We start from the raw sequence: 20500 nt of genomic DNA on the forward strand, positions 1-20500 counted from the left end.
ACGACTTTCGGGCAGTATGTAACGACGTAACAACAGTTTAGCGTGAAGGCCTGCCAGCGCTGTCATCTGCGGCCCGACAGTCTTATACTGTTTGTTCCAGGTTAACTGACCTAAAGTTTCGCGGTGCGGGTGGCATTGTGACTCACCGGCACCTGAACCCTTATTTTCACGTACCAGTAGTTGTAGCGAATGAATACTGAAGCCACTCACGATCAAAATGCAGCACTCTCCACTGGCGTTCGTCTTCGCAACGCCCGTGAACAACTCGGACTTAGCCAGCAAGCCGTTGCAGAACGCCTGTGCCTGAAGGTTTCCACCGTTCGCGATATTGAAGAAGATAAGGCACCCGCCGATCTGGCTTCAACGTTTCTGCGCGGTTATATCCGTTCTTACGCCAAACTGGTTCATATCCCTGAAGACGAATTACTGCCGATGATGGAGAAGCAGGCGCCTGTGCGTGCGGCAAAAGTTGCGCCGATGCAAAGCTTCTCTCTGGGTAAACGTCGTAAAAAACGCGATGGCTGGCTGATGAGCTTTACCTGGCTGGTCCTGTTTGTGGTTGTCGGCCTGACGGGCGCATGGTGGTGGCAAAACCACAAAGCGCAGCAGGAAGAGATCACCACCATGGCCGATCAGTCCTCCGCTGAGCTTAATCAGTCTGGTAATAACGGCGCGCAAAGCGTGCCGTTGAGCACCGAAGGGGCTGCGACCTCCAGCGAACCTCAGGCGGCAGCAAGTAATACGCCTGCAACCGAGCCAGCGGCGACGCCAGAAGCGACGGCGAATACCGCGCCAGCCACCCAGACACAGGATCAGAACGCGGTCGTATCACCTTCTCAGGCCAATGTTGATACCGCCCCTGCGGCAACGGCACCGGCAGAGAACACCGCGGCGTCACTGCCAACTGACCCGGCTGGCACGGCGGCACCTGCCGTTGACCCGAATGCGCTGGTGATGAATTTTACGGCTGATTGCTGGCTGGAAGTGACTGACGCGACAGGTAAAAAGCTGTTCAGCGGCCTGCAACGTAAAGATGGCACGTTAAATCTAACGGGCCAGGCACCTTACAAGCTTAAAATCGGCGCACCGGCAGCGGTACAGATCCAGTATCAAGGAAAACCTGTCGATCTGAGCCGCTTTATCAGAACTAACCAGGTTGCGCGTCTTACCGTTAATGCCGAACAATCAGCAGCACAGTAACAGACGGGCAATGCGGGAGATTTTACATGCATAACCAGGCTCCTATTCAACGTAGAAAATCGAAACGGATTTACGTTGGGAACGTGCCAATCGGCGATGGGGCACCTATCGCCGTCCAGTCGATGACCAATACGCGTACTACGGATGTAGAAGCGACGGTCAATCAAATCAAAGCATTAGAACGCGTCGGCGCGGATATTGTTCGCGTCTCTGTGCCGACCATGGACGCCGCCGAGGCGTTCAAACTGATCAAGCAGCAGGTGAGCGTTCCGCTGGTTGCCGATATTCACTTCGATTACCGTATCGCGCTGAAAGTCGCTGAATACGGTGTCGATTGCCTGCGTATTAACCCAGGCAACATCGGCAACGAAGAGCGCATTCGCATGGTGGTTGACTGCGCCCGCGACAAAAACATTCCAATCCGTATCGGCGTGAACGCTGGCTCTCTGGAAAAGGATCTCCAGGAAAAGTACGGTGAGCCGACGCCGCAGGCGCTGCTCGAATCCGCGATGCGTCACGTCGATCATCTGGATCGCCTTAACTTCGATCAGTTCAAAGTGAGCGTGAAAGCGTCTGACGTCTTCCTGGCCGTTGAATCATATCGTCTGCTGGCAAAACAGATCGATCAGCCGCTGCATCTTGGGATCACCGAGGCGGGTGGTCTGCGCAGCGGTTCGGTAAAATCGGCGATTGGTCTCGGCCTGCTGCTCTCTGAAGGCATCGGCGACACGTTACGCGTCTCCCTGGCCGCTGATCCGGTGGAAGAGATCAAAGTCGGTTTCGACATCCTGAAATCACTGCGTATCCGCGCGCGTGGGATCAACTTCATCGCCTGCCCAACCTGTTCACGTCAGGAGTTTGACGTGATCGGCACCGTCAATGCTCTGGAGCAGCGCCTGGAAGACATCATCACCCCGATGGACGTTTCCATCATCGGCTGCGTGGTGAACGGTCCGGGTGAAGCGCTGGTGTCCACGCTGGGCGTGACCGGCGGTAACAAGAAAAGTGGTCTCTATGAAGATGGCGTTCGTAAAGATCGTCTGGATAATAGTGACATGATCGACCAGCTCGAAGCCCGCATTCGTGCAAAAGCGACGATGATGGACGAAGCGCAGCGCATCAGCGTTCAGCAGGTTGAAAAATAACGTGATGGGAAGCAGGCTGCTTCCCATGTATGATTGAACCCATTCTTTGGGTTCTTTTTTGTATATAGAAAGAGAATAAACGTGGCAAAAAACATTCAAGCCATCCGCGGCATGAACGATTATCTGCCTGGCGAAACCGCCATCTGGCAGCGCATTGAAGGCACACTGAAGCAGGTGCTCGGCAGCTACGGTTACAGCGAAATTCGTTTGCCGATTGTAGAGCAGACCCCGTTATTCAAACGCGCGATCGGCGAAGTGACCGACGTGGTTGAAAAAGAGATGTATACCTTTGAGGACCGCAACGGCGACAGCCTGACCCTGCGTCCTGAGGGGACGGCGGGTTGCGTACGCGCCGGCATCGAACATGGTCTCCTGTACAATCAGGAGCAGCGCCTGTGGTATATCGGCCCGATGTTCCGCCACGAACGTCCGCAAAAAGGCCGCTACCGTCAGTTCAACCAGCTTGGCGTGGAAGTGTTTGGTCTGCAAGGACCCGATATCGATGCCGAACTGATTATGCTGACTGCCCGCTGGTGGCGTGCGCTCGGTATTTCTGAGCACGTTTCTCTGGAGCTGAACTCTATCGGTTCTCTGGAAGCGCGTGCGAATTATCGCGATGCGCTGGTGGCGTTCCTGGAACAGCACAAAGAGAAGCTCGACGAAGACTGTAAGCGTCGTATGTACAGCAACCCGCTGCGCGTACTCGATTCCAAAAATCCTGACGTACAGGCGCTGCTGAACGATGCGCCAGCGCTGGGTGACTACCTGGATGAGGATTCCCGCGAACACTTTGCCGGCCTGTGCAAGCTGCTTGAAGCGGCGGGCATTGCTTATACCGTTAACCAGCGTCTGGTGCGCGGTCTGGACTACTACAACCGCACCGTATTTGAGTGGGTCACCACCAGCCTCGGTTCGCAGGGTACCGTCTGTGCCGGCGGTCGTTATGACGGACTGGTCGAGCAACTGGGTGGTCGTGCAGCACCGGCTGTAGGCTTCGCGATGGGCCTTGAGCGACTTGTTTTGCTGGTTCAGGCAGTTAATCCGGAATTTAAAGCCGATCCTGTTGTCGATATATACCTGGTGGCCTCAGGTGCGGATACGCAGTCTGCGGCGATGCAGCTTGCCGAACGCGTGCGCGATGCGCTGCCGGACGTTAAGCTGATGACCAACCACGGCGGCGGCAACTTTAAAAAACAGTTTGCTCGTGCCGATAAGTGGGGCGCAAGTATCGCACTGGTGCTGGGTGAGTCCGAAGTGGCCAACGGCGAAGTGGTGGTTAAAGACCTGCGCTCTGGTGAGCAAACTACGGTAACGCAGGATGGCGTTGCGGCGCACTTGCGCACTCTATTGGGCTAAGGAGAAGGACTGCGTGGAAATTTACGAGAACGAACACGACCAGGTTGATGCGGTTAAACGCTTCTTTGCTGAAAACGGCAAGGCACTGGTTGTAGGGGTTATTTTAGGTGTTGGTGCGCTGGTAGGCTGGCGTTACTGGAACAATCATCAGGCTGACTCTGCTCGCGGTTCGTCCCTGAACTACGAAAATACCGTTAGCGCAATCCGTGCCGATCAGCCGCAAACGCTGACGACTGCGGAGAAATTTGCCGCTGACAACAAAAACACCTACGGCGCGCTGGCTGCGCTGGAAGTGGCTCAGCAGTATGTTGATAAAAACGAACTGGACAAAGCCGCTGCGCAACTGTCTCAGGGGCTCGCTGCTGCCAGTGACGATAATCTGAAAGCGGTGATCAATCTGCGTCTGGCGCGTATCCAGGTTCAGCAGAAAAAAGCCGACGACGCGCTGAAAACGCTTGATACCATTAAAGGCGAAGGCTTTGCCGCTATTGTCGCCGATCTTCGCGGTGAAGCACTGCTGAGTAAGGGTGATAAAGCGGGCGCGCGTAAAGCGTGGCAAGCTGGCGTGGATAGTAAAGCTTCACCTGCGCTGAGCGAAATGATGCAGATGAAAATAAATAATTTGTCCGTCTGAGAGGGACCCAATGCAATTGCGTAAATTACTTCTGCCAGGACTGCTTTCTGTTACGTTATTGAGTGGTTGTTCACTGTTCAGTGGCGAAGAAGACGTTGTTAAAATGTCCCCGCTGCCGACGGTTGAAAACCAGTTCACCCCATCCACCGCCTGGGACACCTCCGTAGGCGATGGTATTGGCGATTTTTATTCCAACCTGCACCCGGCATTTGCTGACGGCGTTGTCTATGCGGCCGATCGCAAAGGCACCGTTAAAGCGCTGAACGCTGATGACGGAAAAGAAGTGTGGTCCATTAACCTGGCGGAAAAAGACGGCTGGTTCTCCCGTAAACCTGCACTGCTTTCTGGCGGCCTGACCGTTGCCGGCGGTCACGTTTATGTGGGCAGCGAAAAAGCGCAGGTTTACGCGCTGAATGCCAGCGACGGTTCGGTTGCATGGCAGACCACCGTTGCCGGTGAATCCTTGTCGCGCCCGGTTGTCAGCGACGGCCTGGTGCTGATCCATACCAGCAACGGCCAGTTGCAGGCGCTGAACGAAGCCGATGGTCTGGTAAAATGGACGGTTAACCTGGATATGCCAGCGCTGTCTCTGCGTGGTGAATCTGCTCCGGCGACCGCATTTGGCGCCGCCATTGTGGGCGGTGACAACGGCCGCGTCAGCGCGGTACTGATGCAGCAGGGTCAGATGATCTGGCAGCAGCGTATTTCCCAGGCGACCGGTTCAACTGAAATCGACCGTCTGAGTGACGTGGACACCACGCCAGTTATCGTTGACGGTGTGGTTTACGCGCTGGCGTATAACGGCAACCTGACGGCGCTGGACCTGCGTAGCGGCCAGATCATGTGGAAACGTGAGCTGGGTTCCGTGAACGATTTCATCGTCGACGGCAACCGTATTTATATGGTGGATCAGAACGACCGTCTGCTGGCGCTGAGCACCGAAGGTGGCGTGACGCTGTGGACGCAGAGCGATCTGCTGCACCGTCTGCTGACCGCACCGGCACTGTATAACGGCAGCCTGGTGGTGGGCGACAGCGAAGGCTATATGCACTGGATCGATCCAGAGAATGGCCGCTTCGTGGCACAGCAGAAAGTGGATAGTTCAGGCTTCCTGACGGAGCCCGTTGTGGCTGACGGCAAACTGCTGATTCAGGCAAAAGACGGCACGCTGTACGCGATCACGCGTTAATTACACGGCGGTTGTAGTATACTAAACGGCTCCTGATCACTCAGGAGCCGTTTTGACATTTTTAAAAACGCTGCGAAAGCGACGTTATTTTGAATTTTATGAGGCTTCAAACATGGTACCTGTGGTCGCGCTTGTCGGGCGCCCTAACGTTGGAAAATCCACTCTTTTTAACCGTTTAACACGCACCCGTGATGCGCTGGTTGCGGATTTCCCGGGGCTGACGCGTGACCGTAAGTACGGTCGTGCAGAGGTGGAAGGACGCGAGTTCATCTGTATCGATACCGGGGGTATTGACGGTACGGAAGACGGCGTAGAAACCCGCATGGCAGAGCAATCTCTGCTGGCTATCGAAGAAGCGGATGTAGTTCTGTTTATGGTGGATGCTCGCGCTGGCCTGATGCCCGCGGATTCTGCTATTGCTAAACATCTGCGTTCACGCGAAAAGCCAACCTTCCTGGTGGCGAACAAAACTGACGGCATCGATGCCGATCAGGCCATTGCGGATTTCTGGTCTTTAGGCCTGGGCGATATTTATCCTATCGCGGCCTCGCATGGCCGTGGCGTCACCAGCCTGCTGGAAACCGTTCTGCTGCCGTGGGTTGATGAAGTAAACCCGCCGGAAGAGGTGGACGAGGATGCTGAATACTGGGCGCAGTTTGAAGCCGGAGAGGAAGGTGAGGAAGAGCCGGAAGACGACTTCAACCCGCAGGATCTGCCTATCAAGCTGGCTATCGTGGGTCGCCCAAACGTAGGTAAGTCTACGCTTACTAACCGTATTCTCGGTGAAGAGCGCGTGGTGGTTTACGACATGCCAGGCACAACGCGTGACAGCATCTACATTCCCATGCAGCGCGATGAACGTGAGTACGTACTTATCGACACCGCAGGGGTGCGTAAGCGCGGGAAAATCACCGATGTGGTAGAGAAATTCTCGGTGATCAAAACCCTTCAGGCGATTGAAGACGCCAACGTGGTGCTGCTGGTTATTGACGCACGTGAAGGTATCTCCGATCAGGATCTCTCTCTGCTCGGCTTTATCCTCAATAGTGGGCGCTCACTGGTTATCGTCGTCAACAAATGGGACGGCCTGAGCAATGAAGTGCGCGAGCAGGTGAAAGAGACGCTGGACTTCCGTTTGGGCTTTATCGACTTTGCCCGCGTTCACTTCATCTCTGCCCTGCACGGCAGCGGCGTTGGTAACCTGTTTGAATCCGTTCGTGAAGCCTATGACAGCTCTACCCGCCGTCAGAGCACGGCGATGCTGACCCGTATCATGAACATGGCTGCTGAAGACCACCAGCCGCCGCTGGTGCGCGGTCGACGCGTGAAGCTGAAATATGCTCACGCCGGGGGGTATAACCCGCCTATCGTGGTGATCCACGGTAACCAGGTGAAGGATCTGCCGGACTCCTACAAACGCTACCTGATGAACTACTTCCGCAAGTCGCTGGACGTGATGGGTACGCCTATCCGTATTCAGTTCAAGGAAGGGGAAAACCCGTTTGCGAATAAACGCAACACACTGACGCCGAACCAGATGCGTAAGCGTAAGCGTTTGATTAAGCACATTAAGAAAAGCAAATAATCCTTACCGATCTCACTAAAACCCGCGCCTGTCGCGGGTTTTTTTCGCTCATTCAAAAGGCCTGCCTTCCCTGTGTGATGTCAATCACTATTCGCTTTTAACCATGTTTATATCTAAGAAAGTAGACAATCGTCGAATTTTCGTCTTAAAGTCCGGGGTTCGGTACTAGACAAAACTAGCGCCTGGTTATCAAATGGTTAACCAACATTTCGCCGCATGTAAAAAATCGATCGGATACGTAACCGTTCGGCGTACATGCTGGTGTTTACAAGCACGACACATACCTTTTCGGGAGAATTATGCAATCCTCTGTTAATCAAAAAGAGAGCCGAACCTTCTTCGGCCATCCTTATCCGCTCGGTTCTCTGTTCTTCACCGAGATGTGGGAGCGTTTCTCGTTTTACGGTATTCGCCCGCTACTGATCCTGTTTATGGCCGCCACCGTGTATGACGGCGGAATGGGCCTGGCGCGTGAAAACGCCTCGGCGATTGTCGGTATCTTCGCGGGCACCATGTACCTCGCCGCGCTGCCGGGCGGCTGGCTGGCCGATAACTGGCTCGGCCAGCAGCGGGCCGTCTGGTACGGTTCGATTTTGATTGCGCTCGGGCACCTGTCGATCGCGCTGTCGGCCATCATGGGCGACAACCTGTTCTTCATCGGCCTGATGTTCATCGTGCTCGGCTCCGGCCTGTTCAAGACCTGTATCTCGGTCATGGTGGGGACACTGTACAAAAAGGGCGATGCGCGTCGTGACGGCGGTTTCTCGCTGTTCTATATGGGCATCAACATGGGCTCGTTCATTGCCCCTCTGATTTCCGGCTGGCTGATTAAAACCCACGGCTGGCACTGGGGTTTTGGTATCGGTGGTATCGGGATGCTGGTCGCCCTGATTATCTTCCGCGTGTTTGCCGTTCCGGCCATGAAGCGCTACGACAGCGAAGTCGGTCTGGACTCCACCTGGAACAGTCCGGTAGTGAAGCGTAACGGCGTGGGCGCCTGGCTGCTGGCGCTGGCTGTGGGTGTTGCAATCATCGTTACGTTGATTGCCCAGGGCGTGATTGTGATTAATCCGGTCGCGGTCGCCAGCGTGCTGGTGTATGTGATTGCCGCCTCCGTCGCGCTCTACTTCATCTATCTGTTCATCTTCGCCGGGCTGAATCGCAAAGAGCGCGCAAGGCTGCTGGTGTGCTTTATTCTGCTGGTCTCCGCCGCGTTCTTCTGGTCCGCGTTCGAGCAGAAGCCAACCTCCTTCAACCTGTTCGCCAACGACTACACTAACCGCATGATTGGTGATTTTGAGATCCCGGCGGTGTGGTTCCAGTCGATTAATGCCCTGTTCATCATTCTGCTGGCCCCGGTATTTAGCTGGGCATGGCCGAAGCTGGCGAGCAAAAACATTCGTCCGAGCAGCATCACCAAGTTCGTGATCGGTATTCTGTGTGCAGCGGCGGGCTTTGGCCTGATGATGCTGGCGGCGCAGAACGTGCTGAACAACGGTGGGGCAGGGGTTTCTCCGTTCTGGCTGGTGGGAAGTATCCTGATGCTGACGCTCGGGGAACTGTGCCTGAGTCCGATTGGTCTGGCGACCATGACCCTGCTGGCGCCGGAAAGAATGCGCGGTCAGATGATGGGCCTGTGGTTCTGCGCCAGTGCGCTGGGTAACCTGGCTGCGGGGCTGATTGGTGGTCATGTGAAGGCCGACCAGCTGGATATGCTGCCAGACCTCTTTGCCCGTTGCTCCATTGCGCTGCTGATTTGTGCTGCGGTGCTGATCGTCCTCATTGTTCCGGTGCGCCGCATGCTGGAAAATGCGCAGACTAAACCGGCTACCGAAGCCTGACACTATTCAGCCTGCCGGGGCAGTTATCCTGCCCCGGCTCAACTCAACAGGAGAGAGCATGTCGATTACCTGTCCGGATTGCCACGCAGCGCTCGAGCCGCAAAACGGTATCGCGCACTGCGACAGCTGCAATAAAGATATTCCCCTCGAAGCGCGCTGCCCTGACTGCCATCAGCCGCTTCAGGTACTCAAGGCCTGCGGCGCGGTGGATTACTTCTGTCAGAACGGCCACGGGCTGATCTCAAAAAAACGCGTCGAGTTCGTCAGGGCTGGGGCTTAATCGCACACGCAGCCTTCCCCTTTTTGCCATAGTTCGATCAGCGATTCCGGCGCTTCCTGCTCCGGAACCAGCACAATAATATCGGTATACTGCGCCTGATTGTGCCGGGTCCAGATTATCTGAATGCGAAAATAGCGCTGATCGCCGCTGCCCGGAGACGACGCCTGGCCCGGTGGCTGTCCGCGCGGGATAGCCTGTTCCAGAATATTCACCACGCGCTGACGCTGCGCCTCGTTGAGCGTGGAGAGGGCGATCGTGCGCTGACCGCTCAGCTTAGGAATAAAGGCGACGCCGCCTTCCCGGGCCAGCTCAACCACGGCGTCATCCGTCAGTTCCGGTACTTGCATTACAGTACTCCCACCTGTTCCCAGGCTTGTTTAATGGCCGCCCCAACGTCGCTACCGGAGCGTTTCTCGCCGTGGGCGATCGTCAGTTTTGCGAAAGCGTCAAAATCCGCATCCTGCGCCAGGTTGCGATCGCAAACCGTGTCGTACCAGGCATAACCCGCTTTTTCCCAGGCGTAGCCACCGATTGCCGTTGCGGCCAGGTAAAACGCGCGGTTGGGGATGCCGGAGTTCAGGTGTACGCCGCCGTTATCCTCGCGCGTTTTGATGAAATCTTTCATGTGCGCGGGCTGCGGGTCTTTACCGAGGAGGGGATCGTCGTAGGCGGTACCGGGTTCAGACATGGAACGTAGCCCTTTCCCGTTGATGCCCTCCGCCAGCAGACCCTCGCCAATCAGCCAGTCTGCCCGATCGGCGGTTTGCTTAAGATGGTATTGCTTCACCAGCGAACCGAACACGTCGGATAACGACTCGTTCAGCGCGCCCGATTGTTCAAAGTAGATGAGCCCGGCTTCGGTCTCGGTCACGCCGTGGCTCAGCTCATGCGCCACCACGTCGATGGCAATGGTGAAGCGGTTGAAGATTTCTCCGTCACCGTCGCCAAAGACCATTTGCTGGCCGTTCCAGAAGGCGTTTTGATACTCACGGCCGTAATGCACGGTGCCGGTGAGGATCAGCCCCTTATTATCGAGCGAATCGCGCTGATACTCCTTCCAGAAGAAATCATGGGTGATACCCAGATAATCGTACGCTTCATCCACCGCCACATCGCCGTTGGAGGGCTGGCCTTCATAGCGCACCTGGGTACCCGGCAGCTCCTGGGTCTGTTTCGCATCGTAGATGTCACGCTCAAGCTGACCGGCTTTATTCACATGCGGCGCGGCGGGTTTGCCCGGCATATGGGCCATCAGCGTCTGGACGTGGGTTAAGGTCTGACGGGCGCAGCGCTGCTGGGGCTCTGAACCGCTTTCGATAATACGACGAAGAATATACGGAGGGATGACGCTATGAAGATGGGGCATGCTGCTCTCCTTATTAAAAAAGGCAATAGCAGCAGTATAGTTTGTAACCGGCGAAGATTTATCCGCTTTTACGCTGGCGCGTTTTTTTCACCGGTTTGATCTCTTTCACCTCACTCTCGACCCAGCCGTCAGAAAGCCGGGTGGTGAGCACATCCCCGGCTTTAACCTGTTTCGTCTGCTTCAGCACTTTGCCGTCCGTCGCGGTGGTCACACTATAGCCGCGAGCCAGCGTGGAGAGCGGGCTGACGGCTTCCAGATGGGTGACCGCATTGCCAAAACGCTCGCGGGTGGCGCTCAGGCGTGAGCGGATATTTTCCGCGAGGCGGAACTCAAGCTGCTGGATCCGCGTTTGTGCGCGATAAATCTTCGGCTGCGGATTCTGCTGGTTCAGACGCTGCGTCGTGCGCTGCTGGCGCGATACCGCCCGCTTAAGCTGGTTATCCAGCGCGAAGTTCATCCGCTGACGCAGACGTTCCAGCACGGTTTGCTGACGCGCGAGACGCAATTGTGGATGCTGCTGTTGCAGACGATGGTGAAGCTGGGTAAAGCGGCGGGTACGGTTGGCGAGGAAGTAGTCCATCGCCATCTCCAGGCGCTGCTGCCCGTTCTGGATCTGACGCAGCAGCTCCTGCTGGTTACGGCTGACCACCTCTGCCGCCGCGGACGGCGTGGGCGCGCGTAAATCCGCGACAAAATCCGCTATCGTCACATCCGTTTCATGGCCGACGGCGCTTACCACCGGGATAAGGCTGGCAAAGATTGCCCGCGCCACGCGCTCGTCGTTAAAGCTCCACAGGTCTTCCAGCGAGCCGCCGCCGCGCCCGACGATCAGGACATCACACTCCTGACGCGCATTCGCCAGCTCAATGGCGCGCACGATCTGCCCCGGCGCATCGTCACCCTGAACGGCAGTCGGGTAGATAATGACGGGCAGGGAAGGGTCACGGCGCTTCAGGACATGCAAAATATCGTGCAGGGCCGCACCGGTTTTCGAGGTGATAACCCCAACGCAGTGGGCAGGTGAGGGCAGGGGCTTTTTAAACTGCTGGTCGAACAATCCCTCAGCCGAAAGCATGGCTTTTAGCTGCTCGTACTTTTGCTGCAATAAGCCTTCACCGGCGGGCTGCATGCTCTCGACGATAATCTGATAATCGCCGCGCGGCTCATACAGGGTAATATTGGCGCGAACCAGAACCTGCTGGCCATGCTGAGGACGGAACGTCACGCGACGGTTGCTGTTGCGGAACATCGCGCAGCGCACCTGAGTGGTGTCGTCTTTCAGCGTAAAGTACCAGTGACCGGAAGCGGGCTGTGTGAAGTTAGAGATTTCACCGCTGATCCAGACCTGTCCCATTTCCTGCTCAAGCAGCAAACGCACCGTCTGATTAAGGCGGCTGACAGTATAAATTGAGGGGGATTGAGAGGATAACATGTGAGCGGGATCAAATTCTAAATCAGCAAGTTATTCAGTCGATAGTAACCTGCTGAGAGGTGAGCGCAAGCATTTTTTTCAAAAAAGTGTGGATGCAATCGGTTACGCTCTGTATAATGCCACGGCAATATTTAACCACCCAGGTCAGAGATATTGCCCATGCTACGTATCGCTAAAGAAGCACTGACGTTTGACGACGTCCTCCTCGTTCCCGCTCACTCCACCGTTCTGCCGAATACTGCCGACCTCAGCACGCAGTTGACGAAAACCATTCGTCTGAACATTCCTATGCTCTCCGCAGCAATGGACACCGTGACTGAAGCGCGTCTGGCTATCGCCCTGGCACAGGAAGGCGGCATTGGCTTTATCCACAAAAACATGTCTATTGAGCGTCAGGCGGAAGAAGTTCGCCGCGTGAAGAAGCATGAATCCGGTATCGTGTCCGATCCTCAGACCGTTCTGCCAACCACCACGCTGCACGAAGTGAAAGCCCTGACCGAGCGTAACGGCTTTGCAGGCTATCCGGTAGTCACTGAAGACAACGAACTGGTGGGTATCATTACCGGTCGTGACGTGCGTTTCGTGACTGACCTGAACCAGCCTGTCAGCGTCTACATGACGCCAAAAGAGCGTCTGGTGACCGTGCGTGAAGGCGAAACCCGCGACGTGGTGCTGGCGAAAATGCACGAAAAACGCGTTGAGAAAGCGCTGGTTGTGGACGCGAACTTCCACCTGCGCGGCATGATCACCGTGAAAGATTTCCAGAAAGCAGAACGTAAACCGAACGCCTGTAAAGATGAGCATGGCCGTCTGCGCGTCGGCGCTGCGGTGGGCGCAGGTGCGGGTAACGAAGAGCGCGTTGACGCGCTGGTTGCTGCGGGCGTTGACGTGCTGCTGATTGACTCCTCCCACGGCCACTCCGAAGGCGTTCTGCAACGTATTCGTGAAACCCGTGCTAAATACCCGGATCTCCAGATCATCGGCGGTAACGTGGCAACCGGCGCAGGCGCTCGCGCGCTGGCGGAAGCGGGTTGCAGCGCGGTGAAAGTGGGTATCGGTCCTGGTTCTATCTGTACCACCCGTATCGTCACCGGCGTAGGCGTGCCGCAGATCACGGCGGTTTCTGACGCGGTTGAAGCGCTGGAAGGTACCGGTATTCCGGTAATCGCGGACGGCGGTATCCGTTTCTCTGGCGACATCGCCAAAGCGATCGCCGCAGGTGCCGCAGCCGTGATGGTGGGCTCCATGCTGGCCGGTACCGAAGAATCCCCGGGTGAAATCGAACTCTACCAGGGCCGTTCTTATAAATCCTACCGCGGTATGGGCTCCCTGGGCGCGATGTCCAAAGGTTCCTCCGACCGTTACTTCCAGACCGATAACGCCGCAGACAAACTGGTGCCGGAAGGTATCGAAGGCCGCGTGGCGTATAAAGGCCGCCTGAAAGAGATCATTCACCAGCAGATGGGCGGCCTGCGCTCCTGTATGGGTCTGACCGGCTGTGGTACCATTGACCTGCTGCGTACCAAAGCGGAATTCGTACGCATCAGCGGTGCGGGTATCCAGGAGAGCCACGTTCACGACGTGACGATCACCAAAGAGTCCCCGAACTACCGTCTGGGCTCCTGATAAATTTCCGCGCCCGGCTCAATGCCGGGCGCTTTGTTTTGTTTCACTTGCCTCGGAATTAGCGTCAATGACGGAAAACATTCATAAACATCGCATTCTCATCCTGGACTTTGGTTCTCAGTACACTCAACTGGTGGCGCGCCGCGTGCGTGAGCTGGGCGTTTACTGTGAGCTGTGGGCGTGGGATGTCACGGAAGCACAGATTCGCGAGTTCAATCCAAGCGGCATCATCCTGTCCGGCGGCCCGGAGAGCACCACCGAAGAGAACAGCCCGCGCGCGCCGCAGTACGTATTCGAAGCAGGCGTACCGGTGTTCGGCGTTTGCTACGGTATGCAGACCATGGCGATGCAGCTGGGCGGCCACGTAGAAGGCTCTAACGAGCGTGAGTTCGGCTACGCACAGGTTGAAGTCGTCACCGACAGCGCGCTGGTGCGCGGTATCGAAGACTCCCTGACCGCAGACGGCAAACCGCTGCTGGACGTGTGGATGAGCCACGGCGACAAAGTCACCGCTATCCCGTCCGACTTCGTGACCGTTGCCAGCACTGAAAGCTGCCCGTTCGCGATCATGGCGAACGAAGAAAAACGCTTCTACGGCGTGCAGTTCCACCCGGAAGTGACCCACACCCGTCAGGGTATGCGCATGCTGGAGCGCTTCGTGCGTGACATCTGCCAGTGTGAAGCCCTGTGGACCCCGGCAAAAATCATCGACGATGCCGTGGAGCGTATCCGCCAGCAGGTTGGTGATGACAAAGTGATCCTCGGCCTCTCCGGCGGCGTGGACTCCTCTGTAACCGCGATGCTGCTGCACCGCGCCATCGGTAAAAACCTGACCTGCGTCTTCGTGGACAACGGTCTGCTGCGCCTGAACGAAGCCCGGCAGGTAATGGACATGTTCGGTGACCACTTCGGTCTGAACATCGTTCACGTGGAAGGCGAGCAGCGCTTCCTGGATGCGCTGAAAGGCGAGAACGATCCGGAAGCGAAACGTAAAATTATCGGTCGCGTGTTCGTGGAAGTGTTCGACGAAGAAGCGCTGAAGCTGGAAGACGTGAAGTGGCTGGCGCAGGGCACCATCTACCCTGACGTGATCGAGTCTGCGGCCTCCGCCACCGGTAAAGCGCACGTTATCAAATCTCACCACAACGTGGGCGGCCTGCCGAAAGAGATGAAGATGGGCCTGGTTGAACCGCTGCGTGAGCTGTTCAAAGACGAAGTGCGTAAGATCGGCCTGGAGCTGGGTCTGCCGTACGACATGCTCTACCGTCACCCATTCCCGGGCCCGGGTCTCGGCGTGCGCGTGCTGGGCGAAGTGAAGAAAGAGTACTGCGACCTGCTGCGTCGCGCGGACGCGATCTTCATCGAAGAGCTGCACAAAGCTGACCTGTACAACAAAGTGAGCCAGGCGTTCACCGTGTTCCTGCCGGTGCGCTCCGTCGGCGTGATGGGCGATGGCCGTAAGTACGACTGGGTTGTCTCCCTGCGTGCGGTGGAAACCATCGACTTCATGACCGCGCACTGGGCGCACCTGCCGTATGACTTCTTAGGCCGCGTGTCTAACAGAATAATCAATGAAGTCAATGGCATATCGCGTGTCGTGTATGACATCAGCGGTAAGCCACCGGCGACGATCGAGTGGGAGTAAGCCCATAATCTTTCCTGCGAAGTTATAAGCAGGTAAGACGGATAAAACCCTCTGTTTACAGGGGGTTTTTCTTTTATGACCGATATCCAGCTCAGTGGTGAATTACTGCCTCATCTGCCGCGATTCACGGCAGCCGATACTGCGTCGCCATGCCCCTGGCGCCTGACCATACTGACGCTTAAAGCTGCGGTTGAAGGACTGCTGAGAGTCAAAGCCCAGCGCGATCGCCACGTTCAGAATCGGTTCATCGCTGTGGGCCAGGCGCTCAACCGATTTTTGCAGCTTTTGCGCGCGAATATATTCGGCGAGAGGGGAGCCGGTATGTTCCTTGAAAAGCCGCTGGAGGTGCCATTTCGAATAGCCGGCTCGCCTGGAGACGGTTTCAATATCCAGACGGCTATCGAGGTTGTTGTCGATCCAGTCGAGTAAATCGTGAATGAATGCACCCGTGTTCATCTTGCTTCCCCCTACGCCACGCATTAAAAGCATCTTTGTTTGTTGCATTTAAAGGTGACCCGTTTTTACATTAATTGCAAGTTTTATTGTTGCATTTAAATCCCTGCTCAAAACGCGTGATTTATCTTCGCCGCAAATAGCACATAAAGTGCAACAATTATTCTTGCACTTAATTAAGCGCCTTCCTACAATCGCCGCGATAGTGTATTCGAAACTGTTACAGTTTTGTGGCGATGAACGACACAAATGGCCTTCAGCCAGCTACCGGACAAAGGAAGTGGCGCGGCGCCTCCCGCTGCGTCTTGCCCGGCAGCTACAATAACCGGAATAAAAATAATGAGCCTGCAAAAAACCTGGGGTAACTTTCATCTGAGCGCGATGGGGGTGGTTTTACTCTCCGCGCTTCTCGTCGGGTGCGATGACAGCGTCGCGCAAAATGCCGCACCGCAAGCGCCCGTTGTCAGCGCTGCTGACGTGGTGGTGAAATCCATTAGCCAGTGGGACAGCTTTAACGGTCGCATTGAAGCGGTGGAAAGCGTTCAGCTGCGTCCGCGCGTCTCCGGCTACATTGAGAAAGTGAATTACACAGACGGCCAGGAGGTGAAAAAGGGCGAGGTGCTGTTCACGATTGATGATCGAACCTATCGCGCCGCGCTGGAACAGGCGCAGGCGAACCTGGCGAGAGCCAAAACGCAGGCCAGCCTGGCGCGAAGCGAGGCTAACCGTACCGATAAATTAGTCAATACCAACGTGGTATCCCGCGAAGAGTGGGAGCAGCGCCGTTCCGCCGCTACCCAGGCGCAGGCCGATATTCGCGCCGCGCAGGCGGCGGTAGACGCTGCGCAACTTAACCTCGACTTCACCAAAGTGACCGCGCCTATCGACGGTCGCGCCAGTCGGGCGCTGATCACCAGCGGTAACCTGGTGACGGCGGGCGACAGCGCCAGCGTGCTCACCACCCTGGTCTCGCAGAAGACGGTTTATGTCTACTTCGACGTGGACGAGTCAACCTACCTTCACTATCAGAACCTGGCCCGCAGCGGGCAGCGGGCGTCCGGCGATCATGCGGCGCTGCCGGTGGAGATTGGCCTGACGGGCGAGGAGGGCTATCCCCATCAGGGCAAAGTGGATTTCCTGGATAACCAGCTCACGCCGGGTACCGGAACGATCCGCATGCGCGCGCTGCTGGATAACTCACAGCGTCAGTTCACGCCTGGACTCTTTGCCCGCGTGCGCCTGCCGGGCAGTGCGGACTTTAAAGCCACGCTTGTTGACGATAAGGCGGTGCTGACCGATCAGGATCGGAAATACGTCTATATCGTGGATAAAGACGGGAAAGCGCAGCGCCGCGACATCACGCCGGGGCGTCTGGCCGACGGTTTACGTATCGTACAGCAGGGGCTGAATCCCGGGGATAAAGTCATCGTCGATGGTTTACAAAAAGTGTTTATGCCGGGTATGCCGGTTAACGCAAAAACCGTTGCCATGACCGCCAGCGCCGCCCTCAACTGATCCCTTACCTGAGAATCCAATCCATGGACTTTTCCCGTTTTTTCATCGACAGGCCGATTTTTGCCGCCGTACTGTCGATTCTGATTTTTATCACAGGGTTAATCGCCATCCCGCTGCTGCCGGTGAGCGAATACCCTGACGTCGTGCCGCCAAGCGTGCAGGTGCGCGCCGAGTACCCGGGCGCCAACCCGAAAGTGATTGCCGAGACCGTGGCGACGCCGCTGGAAGAGGCGATCAACGGCGTTGAGAACATGATGTACATGAAATCCGTCGCGGGCTCCGACGGCGTGCTGGTGACTACAGTCACCTTCCGTCCGGGCACTGACCCGGATCAGGCGCAGGTTCAGGTGCAAAACCGCGTCGCGCAGGCCGAGGCGCGTCTGCCGGAGGACGTGCGGCGTCTGGGCATCACGACTCAGAAACAGTCGCCAACGCTGACGCTGGTGGTGCATCTGTTTTCGCCTGGCGGTAAGTACGATTCACTGTATATGCGTAACTACGCAACGCTGAAGGTGAAGGACGAGCTGGCGCGTCTGCCCGGCGTGGGTCAGATCCAGATTTTTGGCTCGGGCGAATACGCGATGCGCATCTGGCTGGACCCCAACAAGGTGGCTTCCCGCGGGCTGACCGCTTCGGATGTGGTCACGGCGATGCAGGAGCAGAACGTGCAGGTGTCTGCCGGACAGCTTGGCGCCGAGCCGCTGCCGAAAGAGAGCGATTTCCTGATCTCCATTAACGCCCAGGGCCGCCTGCATACCGAAGAAGAGTTCGGCAACATTGTCCTGAAAACCACGCAGGATGGTACGGTCGTCCGGCTGCGCGATGTGGCGCGTGTCGAGATGGGGTCCGGCAGCTACGCGCTACGCTCCCAGCTGAACAATAAAGACGCGGTCGGGATTGGTATCTTCCAGTCGCCGGGGGCAAACGCCATCGATCTGTCTAACGCGGTACGCGCCAAAATGGACGAACTGTCCACGCGGTTCCCGGACGATATGAAATGGGCGGCGCCTTACGACCCGACGGTATTTGTACGCGACTCGATCCGCGCGGTGGTGCAAACGCTGCTGGAAGCGGTGGTGCTGGTTGTGCTGGTGGTGATCCTGTTCCTGCAAACCTGGCGCGCGTCGATTATCCCGCTGATTGCGGTGCCGGTATCGGTAGTGGGCACGTTCAGTATTCTCTACCTGCTGGGCTTTTCGCTGAATACCCTGAGTCTGTTCGGGCTGGTGCTGGCGATTGGTATCGTAGTGGACGATGCCATCGTGGTGGTGGAAAACGTCGAACGAAATATCGAAGAGGGGCTCGCCCCGCTTGCGGCAGCACATCAGGCGATGCGTGAAGTGTCCGGGCCAATTATCGCCATTGCGCTGGTGCTGTGTGCGGTATTCGTTCCGATGGCGTTCCTCTCCGGCGTGACCGGTCAGTTTTACAAACAGTTTGCGGTAACGATAGCCATTTCCACGGTGATCTCCGCCATCAACTCGCTGACGCTCTCTCCGGCACTGGCCGCGCTGCTGTTGAAGCCGCATGGCGCCCCGAAAGATTTCCCGACCCGGCTTATCGATCGTCTGTTCGGCTGGATTTTCCGCCCGTTTAACCGCTTTTTCCACCGCAGTTCAGAGGGGTATCAGGGGCTGGTGGGCAAAACCCTCGGCCGACGCGGGGCGGTGTTTGTGGTTTATCTGCTGCTGCTCTGTGCCGCAGGGGTGATGTTTAAAGCGGTACCCGGCGGGTTTATTCCGACGCAGGATAAGCTGTACCTGATTGGCGGCGTGAAAATGCCGGAAGGCTCGTCGCTGGCGCGCACCGATGCGGTGATCCGCAAGATGAGCGAAATCGGGATGAACACCGAAGGCGTGGATTATGCGGTCGCGTTTCCTGGCCTGAATGCGCTCCAGTTCACCAATACGCCGAACACCGGGACGGTCTTCTTTGGCCTGAAGCCGTTCGACCAGCGTAAACATACTGCGGCGGAAATAAACGCGGAGATCAACGCGAAAATCGCGCAAATCCAGCAGGGCTTTGGCTTCTCGATTCTGCCGCCGCCGATTTTAGGGCTGGGCCAGGGATCGGGTTATTCGCTGTACATTCAGGATCGTGCTGGTCTGGGCTATGGCGCGCTGCAAAACGCGGTGAACACCATGTCCGGGGCGATTATGCAGACGCCGGGGATGCATTTCCCCATCTCAACCTACCAGGCTAACGTTCCGCAGCTGGATGTACAGGTTGACCGTGATAAGGCGAAAGCGCAGGGCGTGTCGCTCACCGATCTCTTCGGGACGCTGCAAACCTATCTGGGCTCGTCTTATGTGAATGACTTCAACCAGTTCGGGCGCACCTGGCGCGTAATGGCGCAGGCCGACGGGCAGTTCCGCGACAGCGTGGAAGATATCGCGAATTTACGCACCCGTAATAACCAGGGTGAAATGGTGCCGATTGGCAGTATGGTGAAAATCACGACCACCTACGGTCCGGACCCGGTGATCCGCTACAACGGCTACCCGGCGGCGGATCTCATTGGCGATGCCGACCCGCGCGTGCTCTCTTCCGCGCAGGCGATGACGCAGCTGGACGCTATGTCTAAGCAGATCCTGCCGAACGGGATGAATATTGAATGGACGGACCTGAGCTTCCAGCAGGCCACCCAGGGCAACACGGCGCTGATCGTCTTCCCGGTCGCGGTGCTGCTGGCGTTCCTGGTGCTGGCGGCGCTGTATGAAAGCTGGACGCTGCCGCTGGCGGTGATCCTCATCGTGCCGATGACGATGCTCTCCGCGCTGTTCGGCGTCTGGCTGACCGGGGGCGATAACAACGTCTTCGTGCAGGTAGGGCTGGTGGTACTGATGGGGCTGGCCTGTAAAAACGCGATTCTTATCGTGGAGTTTGCCCGCGAGCTGGAAATTCAGGGCAAAGGCATTATGGAGGCCGCGCTGGAAGCGTGCCGCCTGCGTTTACGCCCGATTGTAATGACCTCTATCGCCTTTATTGCCGGGACCATTCCACTGATCCTTGGTCACGGGGCAGGGGCAGAAGTGCGCGGCGTCACCGGGATCACCGTGTTCGCCGGGATGCTGGGCGTGACGCTGTTTGGTCTGTTCCTGACGCCGGTCTTTTACGTGACGCTGCGTAAGTTCGTGACGCGCGGTAAAGCGGAAAGAGAGGTGTTGCCTGCGTAGGACGTAGCAGATAGCAAAAAGCCGCCTTCATTGTGAAGGCGGCTTTTTTTTCGCAGT

General features: G+C 56.9%; 16 protein-coding genes. 12 read left to right on the forward strand and 4 right to left on the reverse strand.

Annotated elements, in window-relative coordinates:
* Positions 1-189 precede the first annotated feature (189 nt).
* The 8 genes from rodZ (at position 190) to ACNQ0W_RS00330 (ending at position 9230) form a co-directional block, all read left to right on the forward strand.
* Positions 190-1200: a cytoskeleton protein RodZ gene (rodZ, locus tag ACNQ0W_RS00295; protein ID WP_047050301.1), complete on the forward strand. Its 1011-nt coding sequence runs from the start codon at positions 190-192 to the stop codon at positions 1198-1200.
* A gap of 26 nt (positions 1201-1226) precedes the next feature.
* Positions 1227-2345, forward strand: a complete 1119-nt coding sequence (gene ispG / locus ACNQ0W_RS00300) for a flavodoxin-dependent (E)-4-hydroxy-3-methylbut-2-enyl-diphosphate synthase (RefSeq protein ID WP_003860619.1) — start codon at positions 1227-1229, stop codon at positions 2343-2345.
* A gap of 81 nt (positions 2346-2426) precedes the next feature.
* Positions 2427-3701, forward strand: a complete 1275-nt coding sequence (hisS, locus tag ACNQ0W_RS00305; protein WP_022649001.1) for a histidine--tRNA ligase — start codon at positions 2427-2429, stop codon at positions 3699-3701.
* Between the two features lie 13 nt (positions 3702-3714).
* Positions 3715-4335 carry a YfgM family protein gene (locus tag ACNQ0W_RS00310; RefSeq protein WP_062933294.1) on the forward strand — a complete coding sequence of 207 codons (621 nt, stop codon included), beginning with the start codon at positions 3715-3717 and terminating at the stop codon, positions 4333-4335.
* Positions 4336-4345: 10 nt separating this feature from the next.
* On the forward strand, positions 4346-5524 hold the full coding sequence (gene bamB, locus ACNQ0W_RS00315) for an outer membrane protein assembly factor BamB (protein WP_017383525.1): 1179 nt from the start codon (positions 4346-4348) through the stop codon (positions 5522-5524).
* Between the two features lie 112 nt (positions 5525-5636).
* Positions 5637-7109, forward strand: coding sequence for a ribosome biogenesis GTPase Der (der, locus tag ACNQ0W_RS00320; RefSeq protein WP_003860611.1), 1473 nt, complete (start codon positions 5637-5639; stop codon positions 7107-7109).
* 299 nt (positions 7110-7408) lie between these two features.
* The gene (locus ACNQ0W_RS00325; RefSeq protein ID WP_062933293.1) at positions 7409-8950 is read left to right on the forward strand and encodes a peptide MFS transporter; all 1542 of its coding nucleotides are present in this window, start codon (positions 7409-7411) and stop codon (positions 8948-8950) included.
* A 58-nt stretch (positions 8951-9008) separates the two neighbouring features.
* Positions 9009-9230 carry a zinc ribbon domain-containing protein gene (locus ACNQ0W_RS00330; protein WP_003860607.1) on the forward strand — a complete coding sequence of 74 codons (222 nt, stop codon included), beginning with the start codon at positions 9009-9011 and terminating at the stop codon, positions 9228-9230.
* Here the strand turns inward: ACNQ0W_RS00330 and ACNQ0W_RS00335 are convergent.
* From ACNQ0W_RS00335 to xseA, 3 genes are read right to left on the reverse strand one after another with little or no spacing between them, the layout of a single operon-like run.
* Positions 9227-9577 (reverse strand): protealysin inhibitor emfourin, encoded by a 351-nt coding sequence (locus ACNQ0W_RS00335; protein ID WP_003860606.1) that lies wholly within the window; start codon positions 9575-9577, stop codon positions 9227-9229. The genes ACNQ0W_RS00330 and ACNQ0W_RS00335 overlap by 4 nt on opposite strands.
* Positions 9577-10596, reverse strand: coding sequence for a M4 family metallopeptidase (locus tag ACNQ0W_RS00340; protein ID WP_032609828.1), 1020 nt, complete (start codon positions 10594-10596; stop codon positions 9577-9579). Before ACNQ0W_RS00340 ends, ACNQ0W_RS00335 begins: the two co-directional genes overlap by 1 nt.
* A 58-nt stretch (positions 10597-10654) precedes the next feature.
* Positions 10655-12028, reverse strand: a complete 1374-nt coding sequence (gene xseA / locus ACNQ0W_RS00345) for an exodeoxyribonuclease VII large subunit (protein WP_062933292.1) — start codon at positions 12026-12028, stop codon at positions 10655-10657.
* A 159-nt stretch (positions 12029-12187) separates the two neighbouring features.
* Here xseA and guaB point away from each other — a divergent pair, with 159 nt between their 5' ends.
* Both guaB and guaA read left to right on the forward strand, forming a co-directional pair.
* On the forward strand, positions 12188-13654 hold the full coding sequence (gene guaB, locus ACNQ0W_RS00350) for an IMP dehydrogenase (RefSeq protein WP_003860601.1): 1467 nt from the start codon (positions 12188-12190) through the stop codon (positions 13652-13654).
* A 67-nt stretch (positions 13655-13721) separates the two neighbouring features.
* Positions 13722-15299, forward strand: a complete 1578-nt coding sequence (gene guaA / locus ACNQ0W_RS00355) for a glutamine-hydrolyzing GMP synthase (RefSeq protein ID WP_062933291.1) — start codon at positions 13722-13724, stop codon at positions 15297-15299.
* Between the two features lie 102 nt (positions 15300-15401).
* Here the strand turns inward: guaA and ACNQ0W_RS00360 are convergent, their stop codons facing one another.
* Entirely contained in the window at positions 15402-15755 is a 354-nt protein-coding gene (locus tag ACNQ0W_RS00360) for a helix-turn-helix domain-containing protein (protein ID WP_047365237.1), read from the reverse strand.
* 336 nt (positions 15756-16091) lie between these two features.
* Between ACNQ0W_RS00360 and ACNQ0W_RS00365 the strand changes: the two genes are divergently transcribed.
* A complete protein-coding gene (locus ACNQ0W_RS00365; RefSeq protein ID WP_062933290.1) occupies positions 16092-17267 on the forward strand; it encodes an efflux RND transporter periplasmic adaptor subunit in 1176 nt (391 codons plus the stop codon).
* A gap of 23 nt (positions 17268-17290) precedes the next feature.
* On the forward strand, positions 17291-20443 hold the full coding sequence (gene oqxB, locus ACNQ0W_RS00370) for a multidrug efflux RND transporter permease subunit OqxB (RefSeq protein WP_062933289.1): 3153 nt from the start codon (positions 17291-17293) through the stop codon (positions 20441-20443).
* The last annotated feature ends 57 nt before the right edge of the window (positions 20444-20500 follow it).

This window comes from Enterobacter cloacae complex sp. 6730903, from assembly GCF_048283985.1.
Lineage (GTDB): Bacteria > Pseudomonadota > Gammaproteobacteria > Enterobacterales > Enterobacteriaceae > Enterobacter > Enterobacter hormaechei_C.